At 72.7% G+C, this 15565-nt stretch carries 14 protein-coding genes; 8 read left to right on the top strand and 6 right to left on the bottom strand.

Features of this window, described 5'->3' with window-relative positions:
* Positions 1-169: 169 nt before the first annotated feature.
* The 4 genes from AB0G02_RS03680 to ssd all read right to left on the bottom strand — a co-directional run bounded on the left by AB0G02_RS03680 (position 170) and on the right by ssd (position 3540).
* Complete coding sequence (locus AB0G02_RS03680) at positions 170-931, bottom strand: type II secretion system F family protein (RefSeq protein ID WP_360788781.1); 762 nt, start codon at positions 929-931, stop codon at positions 170-172.
* Positions 928-2061: a TadA family conjugal transfer-associated ATPase gene (locus AB0G02_RS03675; protein ID WP_360788795.1), complete on the bottom strand. Its 1134-nt coding sequence runs from the start codon at positions 2059-2061 to the stop codon at positions 928-930. The genes AB0G02_RS03680 and AB0G02_RS03675 overlap by 4 nt, the downstream gene beginning before the upstream one ends.
* Entirely contained in the window at positions 2042-2284 is a 243-nt protein-coding gene (locus AB0G02_RS03670) for a hypothetical protein (protein ID WP_360788778.1), read from the bottom strand. Before AB0G02_RS03670 ends, AB0G02_RS03675 begins: the two co-directional genes overlap by 20 nt.
* A 218-nt stretch (positions 2285-2502) precedes the next feature.
* Positions 2503-3540: a septum site-determining protein Ssd gene (gene ssd / locus AB0G02_RS03665; protein WP_360788775.1), complete on the bottom strand. Its 1038-nt coding sequence runs from the start codon at positions 3538-3540 to the stop codon at positions 2503-2505.
* 493 nt (positions 3541-4033) lie between these two features.
* On the opposite strand from ssd, the gene AB0G02_RS03660 reads away from it, so the two are divergent.
* The 6 genes from AB0G02_RS03660 to murQ all read left to right on the top strand — a co-directional run bounded on the left by AB0G02_RS03660 (position 4034) and on the right by murQ (position 12111).
* Positions 4034-4846 (top strand): HAD-IB family hydrolase, encoded by an 813-nt coding sequence (locus AB0G02_RS03660; protein ID WP_360788772.1) that lies wholly within the window; start codon positions 4034-4036, stop codon positions 4844-4846.
* Positions 4847-5572: 726 nt separating this feature from the next.
* Positions 5573-7189 carry a glycoside hydrolase family 3 N-terminal domain-containing protein gene (locus tag AB0G02_RS03655; RefSeq protein WP_360788792.1) on the top strand — a complete coding sequence of 539 codons (1617 nt, stop codon included), beginning with the start codon at positions 5573-5575 and terminating at the stop codon, positions 7187-7189.
* Between the two features lie 5 nt (positions 7190-7194).
* Positions 7195-8487: a DUF1343 domain-containing protein gene (locus tag AB0G02_RS03650; protein WP_360788789.1), complete on the top strand. Its 1293-nt coding sequence runs from the start codon at positions 7195-7197 to the stop codon at positions 8485-8487.
* Positions 8488-8499: 12 nt separating this feature from the next.
* The gene (locus tag AB0G02_RS03645; protein ID WP_360788769.1) at positions 8500-10152 is read left to right on the top strand and encodes a serine hydrolase domain-containing protein; all 1653 of its coding nucleotides are present in this window, start codon (positions 8500-8502) and stop codon (positions 10150-10152) included.
* A 109-nt stretch (positions 10153-10261) separates the two neighbouring features.
* Entirely contained in the window at positions 10262-11179 is a 918-nt protein-coding gene (locus tag AB0G02_RS03640) for a MurR/RpiR family transcriptional regulator (protein ID WP_360788767.1), read from the top strand.
* A complete protein-coding gene (gene murQ / locus AB0G02_RS03635; protein ID WP_360788764.1) occupies positions 11176-12111 on the top strand; it encodes an N-acetylmuramic acid 6-phosphate etherase in 936 nt (311 codons plus the stop codon). Before AB0G02_RS03640 ends, murQ begins: the two co-directional genes overlap by 4 nt.
* Here the strand turns inward: murQ and AB0G02_RS03630 are convergent.
* On the bottom strand, positions 12080-12529 hold the full coding sequence (locus tag AB0G02_RS03630) for an Lrp/AsnC family transcriptional regulator (protein WP_360788761.1): 450 nt from the start codon (positions 12527-12529) through the stop codon (positions 12080-12082). The two genes, murQ and AB0G02_RS03630, sit on opposite strands and share 32 nt — an antisense overlap.
* 108 nt (positions 12530-12637) lie before the next feature.
* Between AB0G02_RS03630 and AB0G02_RS03625 the strand changes: the two genes are divergently transcribed.
* Both AB0G02_RS03625 and kynU read left to right on the top strand, forming a co-directional pair.
* Complete coding sequence (locus tag AB0G02_RS03625) at positions 12638-13453, top strand: tryptophan 2,3-dioxygenase family protein (protein ID WP_360788758.1); 816 nt, start codon at positions 12638-12640, stop codon at positions 13451-13453.
* Positions 13450-14580 (top strand): kynureninase, encoded by a 1131-nt coding sequence (kynU, locus tag AB0G02_RS03620; protein WP_360788756.1) that lies wholly within the window; start codon positions 13450-13452, stop codon positions 14578-14580. Before AB0G02_RS03625 ends, kynU begins: the two co-directional genes overlap by 4 nt.
* 191 nt (positions 14581-14771) lie before the next feature.
* On the opposite strand, the gene AB0G02_RS03615 is transcribed toward kynU, so the two are convergent.
* Positions 14772-15497, bottom strand: coding sequence for an oxidoreductase (locus AB0G02_RS03615; protein ID WP_360788753.1), 726 nt, complete (start codon positions 15495-15497; stop codon positions 14772-14774).
* Positions 15498-15565: the final 68 nt, after the last annotated feature.

The raw sequence follows: 15565 nt of genomic DNA, 5'->3' as shown, positions 1-15565 counted from the left end.
AGGCCCGCCCGCAGGGCGGCGGCCATCAGGTCCCAGGACGCCGCGGCGGCGAACGGGTCCGGCGGTCCGGGCTTCGGTGCGGACGTCCGCCCGGGCCTCGGTCTCAGCCTCGCCGCCGCCCTGCGCGGCGCCGGGAAGGCGAGGACCGCCAGGGCGAGCAGGAGCAGGCTCACGCGATCACCTCCCTGGTCAGCCGGCCGCTCCACCGCAACCCCGCGCACACCAGCGCCACCCCGACGAGCAGGAGCACCTGGCCCGGCGTGGTGCCGGTCAGGACGGCCAGCGGTCCCGCGCCACCCAGTTCACCGAGCACCACCCCGAAGAGCGGCAGGCCGGCCAGGACGGCAGCACCCGCCCGCGGGCCGGCCATCCGGGCGTGGACCTGCCCCGCGAACGCGGTGCGCCGGTCGAGGTCCCGGCGGACCGCGTCCAGCACGTCCGCCAACGGCACGCCGTGGACCGCCGACAGCCGCCACGCCCGCGCCAGCTGGTGCGCGTCCGGGAAGTCGACGAGCGCCGCTCCCACGTCGCCGCCGCGTGCCGACGTCGCCGCGATCGCGCGCAGGACCTCGGTCGCCGGCGGTTCGGCGTCCTCGGCCGCGCCGAGCGCGGCCTTGGCCGGGTGGGCACCGGCGCGCAACTCCGCGACGAAAGCCTTCAGCCCGTCCGCGCGCGCCGCGGACGCCGCCAGCCGGTGACGCTGTCCGGCCGTCTCGCGGTACGTGCGCCAGACCGTCGCGGCCAGCAACGCGCCCGCGACCGCCCCGCCGACGCCCGCCGGGATGCCCAGCGCCGCACCCGCCAGCACGACGAGCGGTCGGGTGGGCCGCACCGGTTTCCACCGCGGCCCGCGCCGGAGCCCGACGAGACGACGGCGAGCCTCGGCCGAGGGCAGGACCAGGAGCGCCGCCGCCAGCAGCAGGAGGCTCATGACCACCCCACCAGGGACTTGAGCACCGCGCCCGCGTCCTGCCACCCGCCGTCGCGCCGCCAGGCCGGCCGGACGACCAGGTCACCGGACCGCCGTTCCAGCACCCCGATCTCCGCCAGGTGCCGGGTGCCGTCGCCCGCCCGGCTGGTGTGCAGCACGACCTTCACCGCCGCGGCCAGTTGGCTGTGCAGCGCGTGCCGGTCGAGGCCGCCGAGCGCGGCCAGCGCCTCCAGCCGCGCGGGCACCTCGGCGGGCGAGTTGGCGTGCAACGTCCCCGCCCCGCCGTCGTGCCCGGTGTTGAGCGAAGACAGGAGCTCGCACACCTCCGCGCCCCGCACCTCCCCGACCACGATCCGGTCCGGGCGCATCCGCAGCGCCTGCCGGACCAGGTCGCGCATCGTCACCTCGCCCGCGCCCTCGACGTTCGGGCCGCGCGCCAGCAGCCGGACGAACTGCGGGTGGTCGGGCTGCAACTCCCCCGCGTCCTCCACGCACACCACGCGTTCGCGGTGCGGCACGCAGCCCAGGAGGGCGGCGAGGAGCGTCGTCTTGCCCGAACCGGTGCCACCGACGACCAGGAACGCCTGCCGGGCCACCACGATCGCGCGGAGCAGGTCGGCCGTCCGCCGGTCGAACGCACCGCAGGCCTGCAACGTCGCCAGATCGTGCGCCGCGGGGCGGAGTACCCGCAACGACAGGCAGGTGAACGGCGCGATCGGCGGCAGCACGGCGTGCAGCCGCACGGAACCGGGCAACCAGCCGTCCACGTACGGCGCCGCGTCGTCCAGCCGCCGCCCCGCCGCCACCGCGAGCCGTTGCGCGAGCCGCCGCACGGCCGCCTCGTCGGGGAAGGAGACGTCGGTCCGGCGCAGCCCGCCGACGCCGTCGACCCACACCTGGTCCGGCCGGGTGACCAGGACGTCGGTGGTGCCCGGGTCGCGCAGGAGCGGTTCGAGCGGCCCGGCGCCGACGAACTCCTGCCGCAGCACGGTGAGCGCCCGCTGGACGTCCTCGTCGCCCAGCACCCCACCGGCTTCCCCGCGCACCGCCGCCGCGACGGCCGCGGAGCTCAGGTCGGCCCGCCCGCTGGCCAGCCGCTGACGGACGCGCTCAACGAGGTCGTTCACGATCGCCCTCCTCCTCCGGGGCGGTGCGCCGGCCGGCGAGGACCTCCCGAGCCGCCTCCACCAACAGCCGCCGCCCGCCGACCCGATCGCCCGGCGCGGGCGGGAAGTGCGCCGACAACTCGGCCAGCACGAGGTCCGACAGCAGTTCGGGACGGCACTTCCGGAACACCGGACGCGGCCGGAACCCGGGGTGCCGCTTCACGACGGGCCCGCGATCACAACTCATGGCTCACCACCGGGACGCCCGCGGCCACAACGCCCGTCCGCCGACGCCACTGCCGCCGAACCACGCGCCCGCCTCGTGCGGCGACGGAGCGACGAGCAGATCCCGCAACGGCAACGCGACACCGAAGCCCACCCGTGACAGCAACAAGCCCGAAGCCGGACACCCGTGGCAGGCACCGACGAAGCCGACCGTGCAACGGCCGACGTCGGGTCGTCAGGTCAGTGCTCATGGAGGGCCGCCACCACTTTGCGGGCGGCCCTGGCCAGTGGACCGCGAGTGGTTCCGGGGAAGTGGCCGTTGTCCAGGGCGCGGGCCAGCCTCCGCTCCGGGCGCATGGTCGTCAGCAGCGGAACGCCCGTCGCCTCCACCACCTGCGACGCGGTGAGGCCGCCCGGTGCCGGGCCGCGGACCACCGCCTTCAGCCGCACGCCCCGGGCCGAGGCCTGCTCGACCACCGTCTTCGCCGCCATGCAGGCCTTCACGTCCGCCGGCACCACGAGCACCGCCAGGTCGGCCCGGTCCAGCGCGACGCACGCCGCTCCGGTGAGCTGGCGCGGCACGTCGCACACGACCGTGCCACCGGCTCGCCTGCCCGCCTCCACCACCGCCACCACGGCGTCCGGCTCCGGACCGGGACCCGTGCGACCGCACGACAGCACGGTGAGACCGCCACGCCCGCCGGAACGCCCGGGCAACGCCGAACGCAGGGCCGCAGCCGGCACCCGACCACCCGTCAACCGCAACGTGGGCCACCGCAGGCCCTCCTGCCGTTCCGCGCCCAACGTCAGGTCCAGGCCTCCGCCCAACGGGTCGCAGTCGACCAGGAGCGCATGGCCACCGGCGGACATCACCGCCTGGCCCACCGCGACCACCAGGACCGACGCCCCGGCCCCACCGCGAGCACCCAGGACCGCGAGCACCCGGCCCTCACCGACCGGCCCGCCCTCGGCGGCGTCGGCCAGCACCGCGCGCAACCGCTCCTGGTCGGCGGGCAGCTCCAACACCTGCTCCGCGCCCAGCTCCAGCGCACGCCGCCACACCGACTCGCCCGGCGGACCGGTGCCGACGACGTGGACCCCGGTTCTGCGCGGGAAACCACCGGCCGCGCACTCGACCACGGCCCCCTCGTCCAGCACCACCGCCGCCGCACCGTGCCAACGGCCGCGCAACGCCGTCACGTCCGCCACGCGCTCCACCTCGCAGCCGACGACCGCCGCCGCGTGCAGCACCTCGTCCACCAGTTCCGCATCGGTCACCAAGGCCACCGGTCGCTTCACTTCGCCCTCCCCGTTCCGCTCGTGGATCTGCGGGTTCCACGGTGGCGAGCGGTGAGGAAGGACACAACGAGGCATGATCAACATGTGGACAACCGCGAGGGCTGTGGACAACTCGGGGTGCCACGAGCCGGCGCACGACCGCCGTCACGCGTGGCGCGACAGAGGATCGGGGGCTGATGCAAGGAGGTCCGGGAGGCCGCCGAGGTCCAGCGCGGCGGGTCCGGGAAACCGACCCCGGACATGGGACGACCCCCGCCAGGGGGGAGGGACGGGGGTCGTCATTGGTTCAGTCCCGGGGGGTCGGACTGAACCCGTCCGGTCAAGCCGGACCCGTCTACTGTATCCCCACGGGACAGGGTCATGCGTGTCTTCCGTTAGAGGGACGCGGAAATTTCGCGAACCGCACATCCAGTTCGTAAACTCGCGAACTAGACCGGCAGCCGGCCCCGCCGACCGCGCCTAAGCTTGAGCGGTGACCGAGCACGCCACCGAAGGCAGTCGAGTCGCCGCGTTCTTCGACCTGGACAAGACGGTCATCGCCAAGTCGAGCACGCTGGCGTTCAGCCGGCCGTTCTTCCAAGAAGGCCTGATCAACCGGCGTGCGGTGCTCAAGAGCGCCTACGCGCAGTTCGTCTTCATGCTGGCCGGCGCGGACGCCGACCAGATGGACCGGATGCGCTCGCACATCACCGCGCTCTGCGAGGGCTGGGACGTCGAGCAGGTCCGCTCGATCGTCGACGAGACCTTGCACGACATCGTCGACCCCCTGGTCTACAAGGAGGCCACGCAACTCATCACCGACCACAAGGGCGAGGGACACGACGTGGTCGTCGTGTCCGCTTCGGGCGAGGAGCTCGTCGCGCCCATCGCCACCATGGTCGGCGCGACGCACAGCGTCGGCACCCGGATGGTCGTCACGGGCGGCCGCTACTCGGGCGAGGTCGACTTCTACTGCGCGGGCGAGAACAAGGCGATCGCCGCCAAGCAGCTCGCGGAGCAGCACGACTACGACCTGAGCCGGTGCTACGCCTACTCCGACTCCATCACCGACCTGCCGCTGCTGGAGGCCGTCGGTCACCCGACCGTCGTGAACCCGGACCGCGCGCTGCGCCGGATCGCGGCACAGCGCGGCTGGGCGGTGCTGACGTTCTCCGACCCCGTGTCACTGCGCGGGCGCATCCCCCGCCCCTCGGGCACGGCGGTCGCCGTGACCGCGATCGGGTTGGGCGCCGCGACGGCCGCGGGCGTGGCTTGGTACGGCCTGCGCAGGCGTCGCCGGAACTAGTTCACCCGGCCGTGCCCCGGTCAGCGGTACCAGGGGCCCCGCGGACCGCGGAATCACTGTCACGAAAGCCTTTCCGCTACTGAACGTCGCTTGACCGGTGCACCCCATCGAGCCCTTGCTGTGACGCCGGACACGCACTACAAATGAAGGTGCGGACCTCGGGTCGGCCAGGGACGGAGCAGAAGAGAAGCACCGTCCACCCCGGCAGAGCTCCGTGCGCGGACTTCGAGACACCCACGCGCAGCACGCCGCGGGAGGCTTGTCGTCTAGGGCCTGCGTACCGGGACGCCGGACGCCGAGGCCAGGTTGGTACGACACGAGTTGCACGCTTGGTAACTCAGAAGCCCGCGCTGACGACGGTGGGGCCCCTCACGAGGGGCCCCACCGTCTTTCTGCGGCCACTGCCTCCTGCCCCGAAAGCGCGACTCGCCGAACTAGTGCCCGAACGAGTGACGCGCCAAACCACCGATTTTGTCGGTGCCCCTCCGCGCACAATGCGATGGCCACGCAGAGCAACCCGTTGACCCGCCTCTGTGACGTGGGTAACTTGCCAAACGCACCACTTAGTGGTGGAAGATTCCCAGTGAGGAGGCCGCAGTGCTCCGTCCGCTCCTCGCCGTCGTCGCCATGGCCGCGGCTTCCGCAGTGACCGCAGTACCGGCCGTGTCGGCCGCACCGCCGCCGACGGTCGACGTCGGGCCCGACCAGGCGCAGCGCGTGAACGCGATGGTGCGCGGCATGTCGCTGGAGCAGAAGGTCGGCCAGCTCTTCGTCACCTACGTGCACGGCCAGGCCGCCGACGAGCAGCACCCGGGCAACCTGCGCGACTTCGGCGTCGGCACGCCGGCGGAGGTGGTGGCGAAGTTCCAGCCGGGCGGGGTCATCTACTTCAACAACTCCAGCTACGACAACATCGACACCCCGCGCCAGATCGCCGCCCTCTCCAACGGCCTGCAACGGGCGAGCCGCATCCCGCTGTCCATCTCCACCGACCAGGAGATGGGCATCGTCACCCGCATCGGTGCGCCCGCCACCCAGTTCCCCGGCAACATGGCGCTGGGCGCCGGCCGCAGCACCGAGGCCGCCGAGCAGGCCGCCCGGATCACCGCGACCGAGCTGCGCGCCATGGGCATCACGCAGGACTTCGCGCCGGACGCGGACGTCAACTCGAACCCGGCGAACCCGGTGATCGGCGTGCGGTCCTACTCCGGCGACCCGGCCCTGGCGGCCGAGATGACCGCCGCCCAGGTCCGCGGCTACCAGGGGCGCTTCCTGTCCCGGACGGCGGTCAGCGCGACCGCCAAGCACTTCCCCGGCCACGGCGACACCGGCGAGGACAGCCACACCACGCTGCCGACGGTCGACCGCACCGAGGCGGAGTGGAGCGAGGTGGACGCCCCGCCGTTCCGGGCGGCCGTCGCCGCAGGCGTCGACTCGATCATGACCGCGCACATCCGGATGCCGCGGATCGACCCGTCGGGCGAGCCCGCGACGTTGTCCAAGCCGGCCCTCGACCTGCTGCGCCGGAACCTCGGCTACGACGGCGTGGTCATCACCGACTCGCTGGCCATGGCGGGCGTGCGGCAGCTGCACAGCGACGCCGAGATCCCCGTGCTGGCCCTGAAGGCGGGCGTCGACCAGCTGCTCATGCCGGTGAACCTGGAGCTGGCCGTCGACAGCGTCGTGGCGGCGGTGCGCAGCGGCGAGCTGACCGAGCAGCGCATCGACCGCAGCGTGCTGCGGGTGCTGCGGATGAAGTTCCTGCGCGGCGCGCTCACCGCACCCCCGGTGGACGTGGACGCGGTCGACGCGGCGGTCGGCCCGGCCGAGCACCTCGACGCCGCCCGCCGGATCACCGACCGCACCATCACGGCCGTGCGCAACGACGCGGGCGTCCTGCCGCTGCGGACCAGGCCCACCGCCGCGCTGGTCATCGGGTGGGGCGAGACGACGACGCGCACCCTGGCGGGCTACCTCGGCGGCACCGCGCTGCCCACCGGCAGCACGCCGACGCAGGCGCAGGTCACCGCCGCCGTCCAAGCCGCGGCCAACGCCGACGTGGTCGTCGTGCTCACCAACGCGCTGTCCCGCCAGGCCGCCCAGCAGAACCTGCTGACGAGCCTGCTGGCCACCGGCAAACCGGTCGTCGCGGTCGCCGTGCAGAACCCGTACGACGTGGCGTACACGGCCGCGCCGACGTGGCTGGCGACCTACTCCTACGGCGCGGTGTCGATGGAGGCGCTGACCAGGGTGATCACCGGCGAGGTGGTCCCGACGGGCAAGCTGCCGGTCGCGGTGCCCGGACCGACGCCGTACCCGTTCGGCCACGGCGTGAGCTGGTGACCGCGATGGACCGCAGGCACTTCCTCGCGGCCGGCGCGCTCGCCGTCCCCGCGCTCGGCGCCCTCGGCGCCGACAACGCCGGCAGCACCGGGAACCCCGGCAGCACGGACGACGCCGGCGCCGAGCGGCAGCACCCGGACCGCCGGCGCCCGGTGAAGACCGGCGCCGAGCAACTGGCCGAGGACGGCTGGAGGCGGTTCGCGGGGCGCAAGGTCGGTGTGGTCACCAACCCGACGGGCGTGCTGCGCGACCAGACCCACATCGTCGACTCGATGGTGGCGGCCGGGCTGAAGCCGCAGGCCGCGTTCGGCCCCGAGCACGGCTTCCGCGGCACGGCCCAGGCGGGCGGTTCGGAGGGCGACTACCTCGACCCGCGCACCGGCATCCCCGTCTACGACGCCTACGGCGCGAACGCCACCAAGCTCGCCGGCATGGTCGCCAAGGCGGGTGTCGACACGCTCGTGTTCGACATCGCCGACGTCGGCGCGCGGTTCTACACCTACATCTGGACCATGTACACGGCCATGCAGGCCGCCGCGGCGACCGGCGCGCGGTTCGTCGTGCTCGACCGCCCGAACCCGGTTGGCGGCACGGCCCGCGGCCCGCAGCTCGACCCGGCCTACGCCACCGGGGTCGGCCGCAAACCCGTGGTCCAGCAGCACGGCATGACGGTCGGTGAACTGGCCCGCCTGTTCGACGCCGAGTTCCTGCCCGCCGACGGGGGCCGGGTGTCGAGCCTGGAGGTGGTCGACGTCCAGGGCTGGAAGCGGGACGACCTGAGCACCGACCTGCCCTGGATCGCGCCGAGCCCGAACGTGCCCACGCAGGACACGGCGCTGGTGTACGGCGGCACGTGCCTGTTCGAGGGCCTGGTGTTCTCCGAGGGCCGCGGCACCACCCGCCCGTTCGAGACCATCGGCGCACCGGGCCTGGACTGGCGGTGGGCCGAGGACCTCAACGCGCTGGCGCTGCCCGGCGTCCGGTTCCGCGAGACCTACTTCACGCCCACGTTCAACAAGTTCGCCAACAAGCTGTGCGGCGGTGTCGCCCTGCACCTCACCGACCCGCACGCGTTCGACGCGCCCCGCACCGCGGTCGCCATGATCGTCACCGCGAAGGCCCGCTACCCCGAGGCCTTCGCGTGGCGGCCCGACCACTACATCGACAACCTCAGCGGCTCCGACCGGCTGCGCCGCATGGTCGACGCGGGCGCGGGCACCGACGAGGTGGTCGGCGCCTGGGCGGAGGAGCTGGCCGCGTTCGAACGCACCCGCCGGCCGTACCTGCGCTACCGGTAGATGGAGACAGCGATGCGCATCCCTGCCCTGCTGATCGCGACCACCCTGCTCACGGCCGTCACCCTGCCGGCGCAGGCCACCGGCCACGAGGCCCGCTTCGACCAGCCGCGCGAAGGCTGGTCGGACAGCGTGCTCCGAACGGGTACCCCGGAGCGCGTGGGACTCGACCCGGCTCCGATCGACGCCGCGCTGGCGCAGATCGAGCGCTACACCGTGCCGGACGCGACCGGCCACCCGCTGTACGCGGGCGCCGTCACGCTGTTCGCGCACGACGGCGTCGTGGTCACCCACGAGCCGACGGGCTGGGCGGTCCGCTACTCCGACGCCGCGGGCACCGAGCTGCCCGAGGCGCAACGGGTGCCGATGACCCAGGACACGATCTTCGACCTGGCGTCCATCTCCAAGCTGTTCACCTCGGTCGTGGTGATGCGGCAGTACGAACTCGGCCGGTTCGGGCTGGACGACCCGGTGGCCCGCCACCTGCCGGAGTTCGGCGTCAACGGCAAGGAGTCGATCACCGTCCGGCAGCTGCTGACGCACACGTCGGGCCTGGTCGCGTGGCTGCCGCTGTGGTCGCAGTACCCGGACGTCCCGTCCCGGATCAAGGCCGTGATGGACACCAAGCCCAGCAGCCCGCCCGGCACCACCTACCTGTACTCCGACCTGAACCTGATCACGCTGGGCCTGCTGGCCGAGAAGTGGTCGGGCAAGAAGCTGGACGAGCTGGTCCGCGACGACATCACCCGCCCGCTGGGTCTGCAGGACACCGGCTACAACCCGCCGGCCGCCAAGCTGGACCGGATCGCGGCCACCGAGTACCAGGCGGGTCGCGGCATCATCCGCGGCACCGTGCACGACGAGAACTCCTGGTCGCTGGGCGGGGTCGCGGGCCACGCGGGCGTGTTCTCCACGGCGCGCGAGCTGGCCGTGCTCGGCCAGACGATCCTCAACGGCGGCAGGTACGCGGACGGCCGGATCCTGCGCCCGGAGACCGTCGAGCTGATGCTCACCGACTTCAACCAGCAGTTCCCCGGCAACTCGCACGGGCTGGGCTTCGAGCTGGACCAGCGCTGGTACATGGGCGCGCTGACGTCGCCCAGGGCCGCCGGGCACACCGGGTACACGGGCACCACGCTGGTGCTGGACCCGCTGTCGCGGTCGATCGCGATCCTGCTGACCAACCGCGTGCACCCGAGCCGGAACTGGGGCTCCATCAACCCGGCCCGGCGCGCGGCGGCCAACGGCCTGGCGCAGGCGTTGGCGGTGAAGCCACGGCACGGCACGGCGTGGACGCCGGAGACCGACGGCGGCACGTTGACCACGCGTGACCTGCCGCAGCGCTCGGCGCAGCAGCGGTTGTCGTTCTGGGCGTTCGTCGACCTCGACCCGGCGGACAAGGTGGTGGTCGAGGCGACCAATGACGGCTCGACGTGGCGCGAGGTCCACGTGCTCGCCGGGTACGGGCTGCGGCGCTGGCAGAAGGTCGAGGTCTCGACGGCGTCCGCGACGCAGTTCCGCTGGCGGTACGTGCGGGGCTCGGGCTACGGCGGGCGCGGTGTGTACGTCGACTCGGTGATGGTCACCGACGAGCGGGGCGTCGCCCTCAACGCGGAACACGATCAGGAGGGTATGCACCCCGAAGGGTGGCGGTCCGCGAACCGTTAGTGACCATGAGTCCGCGCGATCCCGCCAAGCGGTGAGTTTGGGTCACGGTTGGGGTGAGTTACCCCCACCCCGCGTTGACCGTACGTTGGGCGGTTAGTAAGTTTCCCACGTGTCCACCGAAAGTACCGCCGACTCCAGTCCCCTGGTGAAGATCCGTTCGCTCCTGCCGGGTCTGGCCCGGGCCGAGCAGCGGGTCGCCAAGGTCGTGCTGGACAACCCGGCGACCGTCGCACACCGCAGCATCACCGAGGTGGCCGAGGCCGCGGGCACCAGCGAGACCACGGTGACCCGGTTCTGCAAGGCCATCGGCGTCGGCGGCTACCCGGAGCTGCGCATAGCGCTGGCCGCCGACACGGCCCGGACGTCCATGCGCACCGACCGGGACCTCGGCGGCGACATCGGGCTGGCCGACGACCTGCGACAGGTGGTGGGCAAGGTGGCGTTCGCGGACGCGCGGGCGGTCGAGGAGACCGCCGAGCAGCTGAACGTCGAGACGCTCGAAGCGGTCGTCGAGGCGGTCGCGGGCGCGGGCCGGGTGGACGTGTACGGGTTCGGGGCGAGCGCGTTCGTGGCGTTCGACCTCCAGCAGAAGCTGCACCGGATCGGGCGGACCTGCTTCGCCTGGAACGACACGCACATCGCGCTCACGTCCGCCGCCGTGCTCACGGAGGCGGACGTCGCGGTCGGGATATCGCACACCGGGTCCACCTCCGAAACCGTGGAGGCGTTGCGAGTGGCCAAGGACCACGGCGCGACCACGGTGGCGCTGACGAACTTCCCGCGCTCACCGATCAGCGAGGTCGCGGACCACGTGCTGACCACGGCGGCGCGCGAGACCACGTTCCGCTCGGGCGCGATGGCCAGCCGGATCGCCCAGCTCACGATCATCGACTGCCTGTTCATCGGGGTCGCCCAGCGGCACGTGGACAGCGCCAAGACCGCCCTCGAAGCGACGTACGACGCGGTGTCCGGGCACCGCCTGGGCGCCCGACCGGATGGCCGCCGACGTCGGGAGCCCGGTAAATGACGCCGCCCCGGGACGGTGTCGCGGTCCGCGTCGACTCCCCCACCGAGGCCAGGAACCCGCGGACGCAGGACATCGACCGGCTCTCCACGCTGGACGTGCTCCGCCTGATCAACACCGAGGACCACCTGGTCCCCGACGCCGTGGCCGCCGTGCTGCCCGAGCTGGCGCGCGCCGCGGACCTCGCGGTGGGCGCGCTGCGCGCCGGTGGCCGGGTGCACTACGTCGGCGCGGGCACGTCGGGCAGGTTGGCCACGCTGGACGCGGCCGAGCTGGTGCCGACGTTCAACACGCCGCCGGACTGGTTCGTCGCCCACCACGCGGGCGGGCGGGACGCGCTGGTCAACGCGGTGGAGGACGTGGAGGACCAGGCGTCCGACGGCGCCGCCGAGATCCGCGCCCACGCGGCGGCGGGCGACCTGGTGGTCGGCGTCACGGCGTCCGGCCGCACGCCGTTCGTCATGGCGGCGCTGGAGGAGGCGCGCGCGATGGGCGCGCACACCGTGCTGGTGTCGAACAACCCGACCACGCCACCGCCGGTCGAGGTGGACGTGCTGATCCAGGTCGACACCGGGCCGGAGGCGATCGCGGGGTCCACCCGGATGAAGGCCGGCACGTCGCAGAAGCTGCTGCTGACGTCGTTCTCCACCGCCGTGATGGTCCGGCTCGGCCGCACGTACTCGAACCTGATGGTGTCGATGCGCGCCACCAACGCCAAGCTGCGGGGCCGCACGGTGCGCATCCTGCGCGAGGCGACGGGCCTGGGCGAGCAGGAGTGCACGACGGCGTTGGCCGACGCGGGCGGCGACCTGAAGGTGGCCCTGGTGCACCTGCTGGCCGGCGTGCCCGCAGCGCGCGCCGCGGAGGCGTTGGAACGCACCCAGGGGCACGTCCGGATGGCGCTCAGCCAGCTGGCACCGGGCGCCACGGGATAGGCGTCGACAGCACCATCGCGCTGGACGTCTCGCCGTAGCCGCCCAGCCGCACCAGCAACCGCTCCAGCTCGCTGACCGACGTGGTCACGACCTTCACCACCGAGCAGATGTCGCCGGTCAGCCGCACGACCTCCACCACCTCGGGGCAGTCGTCGAGCAGCTCCGGGTGCACGGTGATGCAACGCGGTCCGTAGCACTTCATCCGCACCAGGGCGATCACCGACCGGCCCACCGCCGTCGGGTCCACGGTCGCGCGGTACCCCGTGATGACGCCCGCGTTCTCCAGCCGCCGCACGCGTTGCGCGACCGTCGGCGGCGACACGTGCACGCGCCGCGCCAGCTCGTTGTACGACAGCCGCGCGTCCTCCTGGAGGGCCTCCAACAGGCCCCGATCGACGCTGTCCAGTTCGATGCTCACGACCGCAAAGCTACTCGGGCGGAACGCCTTTCGTTCATAAGAACTTCTGCCACGAAGAGCGTCCGGCGCCCCTTCAGATCACCCGAACGCGACGCCATCATGGGTGTCATGACTTGTCCGGTCGCACCCAAGCTCGACTTCGGCGGCACGACGCCCTACGAGGACTACGTGCACGCCTCCGTGCTGCACACCCTGCAACAGCAGTGGTCCGAGGACCCGCGTGAGATGTCGTTCCTGGTAATCACGCAGGTCATGGAGCTGTACTTCGGCCTGCTGTGCTTCGAGTGGCGGCAGGCCAAGAAGGAGCTGCGCGCCGACGACCTGCGTGCCGCGGTGCGCACGCTGCGCCGCAGCGAACTGCACATGCAGGCGCTCAACGCGGCGTGGCGGCCGATCGCCCGGATGACGCCCGCCGAGTTCAACTCGTTCCGCGACGCGCTCGGTGAGGGTTCCGGCTTCCAGTCCGGCCGGTACCGCGAGGTGGAGTTCCTGCTCGGGGAGAAGTCCCGGTCGATGCTCGTGCCGCACCGCGCCGTGCCGCGGCAGCACGAAGCGCTCGAAGCGCTGCTCAACGAGCCGAGCCTGTACGACGACGTGCTCGCCGCCCTGCACCGCCAGGGCCTGCCGATCCCCGAGGACGTGCTCGAACGGGACGTCAGCCAGCCGTACGAGCCGAGTCCCGAGGTCGAGGCCGTGTGGGCCGACATCTACCGCGGCGGGTCGCGCGACCTGCTCGAACTGGGCGAGGCGCTGACCGACATCGCGGAGGAGTTCGCCCGCTGGCGCTACGACCACCTGCTCGCCACCCGTCGTTCGATGGGCGCGAAGACCGGCACCGGTGGCTCCGCGGGGGTTGCGTGGTTGGAGAAGCGCACGCAACGCTCCGTCTTCCCCGAACTCTGGACGGCCAGGAGCTACGTATGAGCCACATGACCGACCCGTTGGCGCACGTCCGCGAACTGTTCGACCTCGACGACGACGTGGTGTACCTGGACGGGAACTCGCTCGGGGCACCGCCGAAGGTCGTCGCCGAGCGGGTGCAGGACGTGGTGCGCAACCAGTGGGGCCGCCGGCTCATCCGCAGCTGGTCGGACGGGTGGTGGGAGGCGCCGGAACGGGTCGGCAACCGGATCGGGCGGCTCGTCGGCGCGAAGCCGGGGCAGGTCGTGGTCGCGGACTCGACCAGCGTGAACCTGTTCAAGGCGCTGATGGCGGCGGTGCGCAACACCGACCGCACCGAGATCGTGGTGGACGCCGGGACGTTCCCGGCCGACGGGTACATCGCGCGGTCCGTGGCGGAGCTGACGGGCCTGGCGCTGCGGGCGGCGCCGGCCGACGAGCTGGACCTGCGCGACACCACGGCGGTCGTGCTGCTCAACCACGTCGACTACCGCACGGGTCGGCTGCTGGACATGGCGGAGCTGACCCGGCAGGCGCACGCCGTGGGAGCGAAGGTCGTGTGGGACCTGTGCCACAGCGTCGGCGTGCTGCCGATCGAGCTGGACGAGCTGGGCGTCGACCTCGCCGTGGGCTGCACGTACAAGTTCCTCAACGGTGGGCCGGGCTCGCCCGCGTTCCTCTACGTGCCCAAGGCCGCGCAGCACGCGTTCGAGCAGCCGTTGACCGGGTGGACGGGTCACGCGGTGCCGTTCGCGATGTCGTCGGAGTACACGCCCGACCCCGGCGTCTCCCGCGCCCGCGTGGGCACGCCGGACATCATCTCGCTGCTCGCGCTGGACGCCGCCCTGGACGTCTGGGACCACGTGGACCTCAAGGACGTGCGCGCCAAGGGCCTGGCTCTGACGGCGTACTTTCGCTCCCTGGTCGAGGGGCTGCCGGACATCGAGGTCATCACCCCCGCCGACGAGTGGCGCGGCCACCAGGTCTCGCTGCGGCACCCCGAGGCCTCCCGGCTGATGGACCAGCTGGTCGAGCGCCAGGTGATCGGGGACCACCGCCCGCCCGACGTGCTCCGCTTCGGCTTCGCCCCGCTCTACAACACGTTCGACGACGCCGACCGCGCCGCCGCCACCCTGAAAGAACTCCTCTGACCGCCGAGAGTCCTACCTCCACAGCTCGCGTGTCCTACCTCCAGAACGCGCGTGTCCTACGTTCGCGTACCCCGAGTTGAACGCTCAGAACAGGCCCGACCGTCCTGAGCGTTCAACTCGGGTGTCCTGAACGTAGGACACGGGTGACCTCAACGTAGGACACGCGAGGTCTGGAGGTAGGACTTGCGGGGTCAGGTGGAGGCGGCGTCGGCGATGCCGCGGGCCTCGCGGGCGCCGGCCTCCAGGGCCTCGCACCAGAACAGCACCCAGCGCGTGACGCCCTCGGGGTCGCCGGTGGAGAAGCCGTGCAGGGCCGAGGCGTAGTCGTCCTGACGCCGCAGGCACAGCACCTCCGGCACGCCCAACGACTTCGGGTCCAGACCGGTGGCGATGGACGCCAGCCGGGACGCCGCACGGGCCACCACGCCGTTGGCCGTGTCGAACGGCGCCAACGACATCAGCTCACCGTGCACCACGGCCACCAGCAGGGGACCGGGCACGGACGTCCCGCCGGTCACCAACTGGGCGAGCAGGTCCAGGCGCTCGGACACCCCCGGCGCCGGACGCGGCCGGCCCAGCTCGCCGCCGAGGTCCGCCGCCGCCAGCACGTGCAGCCGCGCCAACGCCTGCAACGGCGCCCGCTGCCACGTCGGGAACACCACGCCCAGCGACTCGGCCACCCGCAACGCCCCCGCCAGCACGGGGTCGGTCACGGCGCCGTCGGACGGGATGGTGGTCGGCCCGCCGTCCAACGCCGCGGACGCACGGGCGGCGCGCACGGACGCCTCGGCCGCGGTGGTCGCCCAGCCGCGCAGGTTCACCCGGTGCCGGTGCACCCCGAACACGGCGTCACGCGCCGCGGCGACGGCGTCGGCCACACCGGGCAGGTCCAGCAGCGGAGCAAGCGGATCGGTCACGCCGGAGCACACTACCCGTCGGTAAGTGGCCTTCCTGAAAGTACTGGAAATGGCACTATGAAGTAGCC

The sequence above is a fragment of the Actinosynnema sp. NPDC023658 genome, from assembly GCF_040639995.1.
In the GTDB taxonomy this organism is placed as follows: Bacteria; Actinomycetota; Actinomycetes; order Mycobacteriales; family Pseudonocardiaceae; genus Actinosynnema.
This window is presented reverse-complemented; position numbering and strand designations above follow the sequence as displayed.

Bases quoted from the DNA above. Each gene is read 5' to 3' on its own strand.
- AB0G02_RS03650 (WP_360788789.1), top strand. From the start codon at position 7,195: ATGGACCGCAGGCACTTCCTCGCGGCCGGCGCGCTCGCCGTCCCCGCG.
- AB0G02_RS03655 (WP_360788792.1), top strand. From the start codon at position 5,573: ATGGTGCGCGGCATGTCGCTGGAGCAGAAGGTCGGCCAGCTCTTCGTC.
- AB0G02_RS03625 (WP_360788758.1), top strand. From the start codon at position 12,638: ATGACTTGTCCGGTCGCACCCAAGCTCGACTTCGGCGGCACGACGCCC.
- AB0G02_RS03680 (WP_360788781.1), bottom strand. From the start codon at position 931: ATGAGCCTCCTGCTGCTGGCGGCGGCGCTCCTGGTCCTGCCCTCGGCC.
- kynU (WP_360788756.1), top strand. From the start codon at position 13,450: ATGAGCCACATGACCGACCCGTTGGCGCACGTCCGCGAACTGTTCGAC.
- murQ (WP_360788764.1), top strand. From the start codon at position 11,176: ATGACGCCGCCCCGGGACGGTGTCGCGGTCCGCGTCGACTCCCCCACC.
- AB0G02_RS03670 (WP_360788778.1), bottom strand. From the start codon at position 2,284: ATGAGTTGTGATCGCGGGCCCGTCGTGAAGCGGCACCCCGGGTTCCGG.
- AB0G02_RS03645 (WP_360788769.1), top strand. From the start codon at position 8,500: ATGCGCATCCCTGCCCTGCTGATCGCGACCACCCTGCTCACGGCCGTC.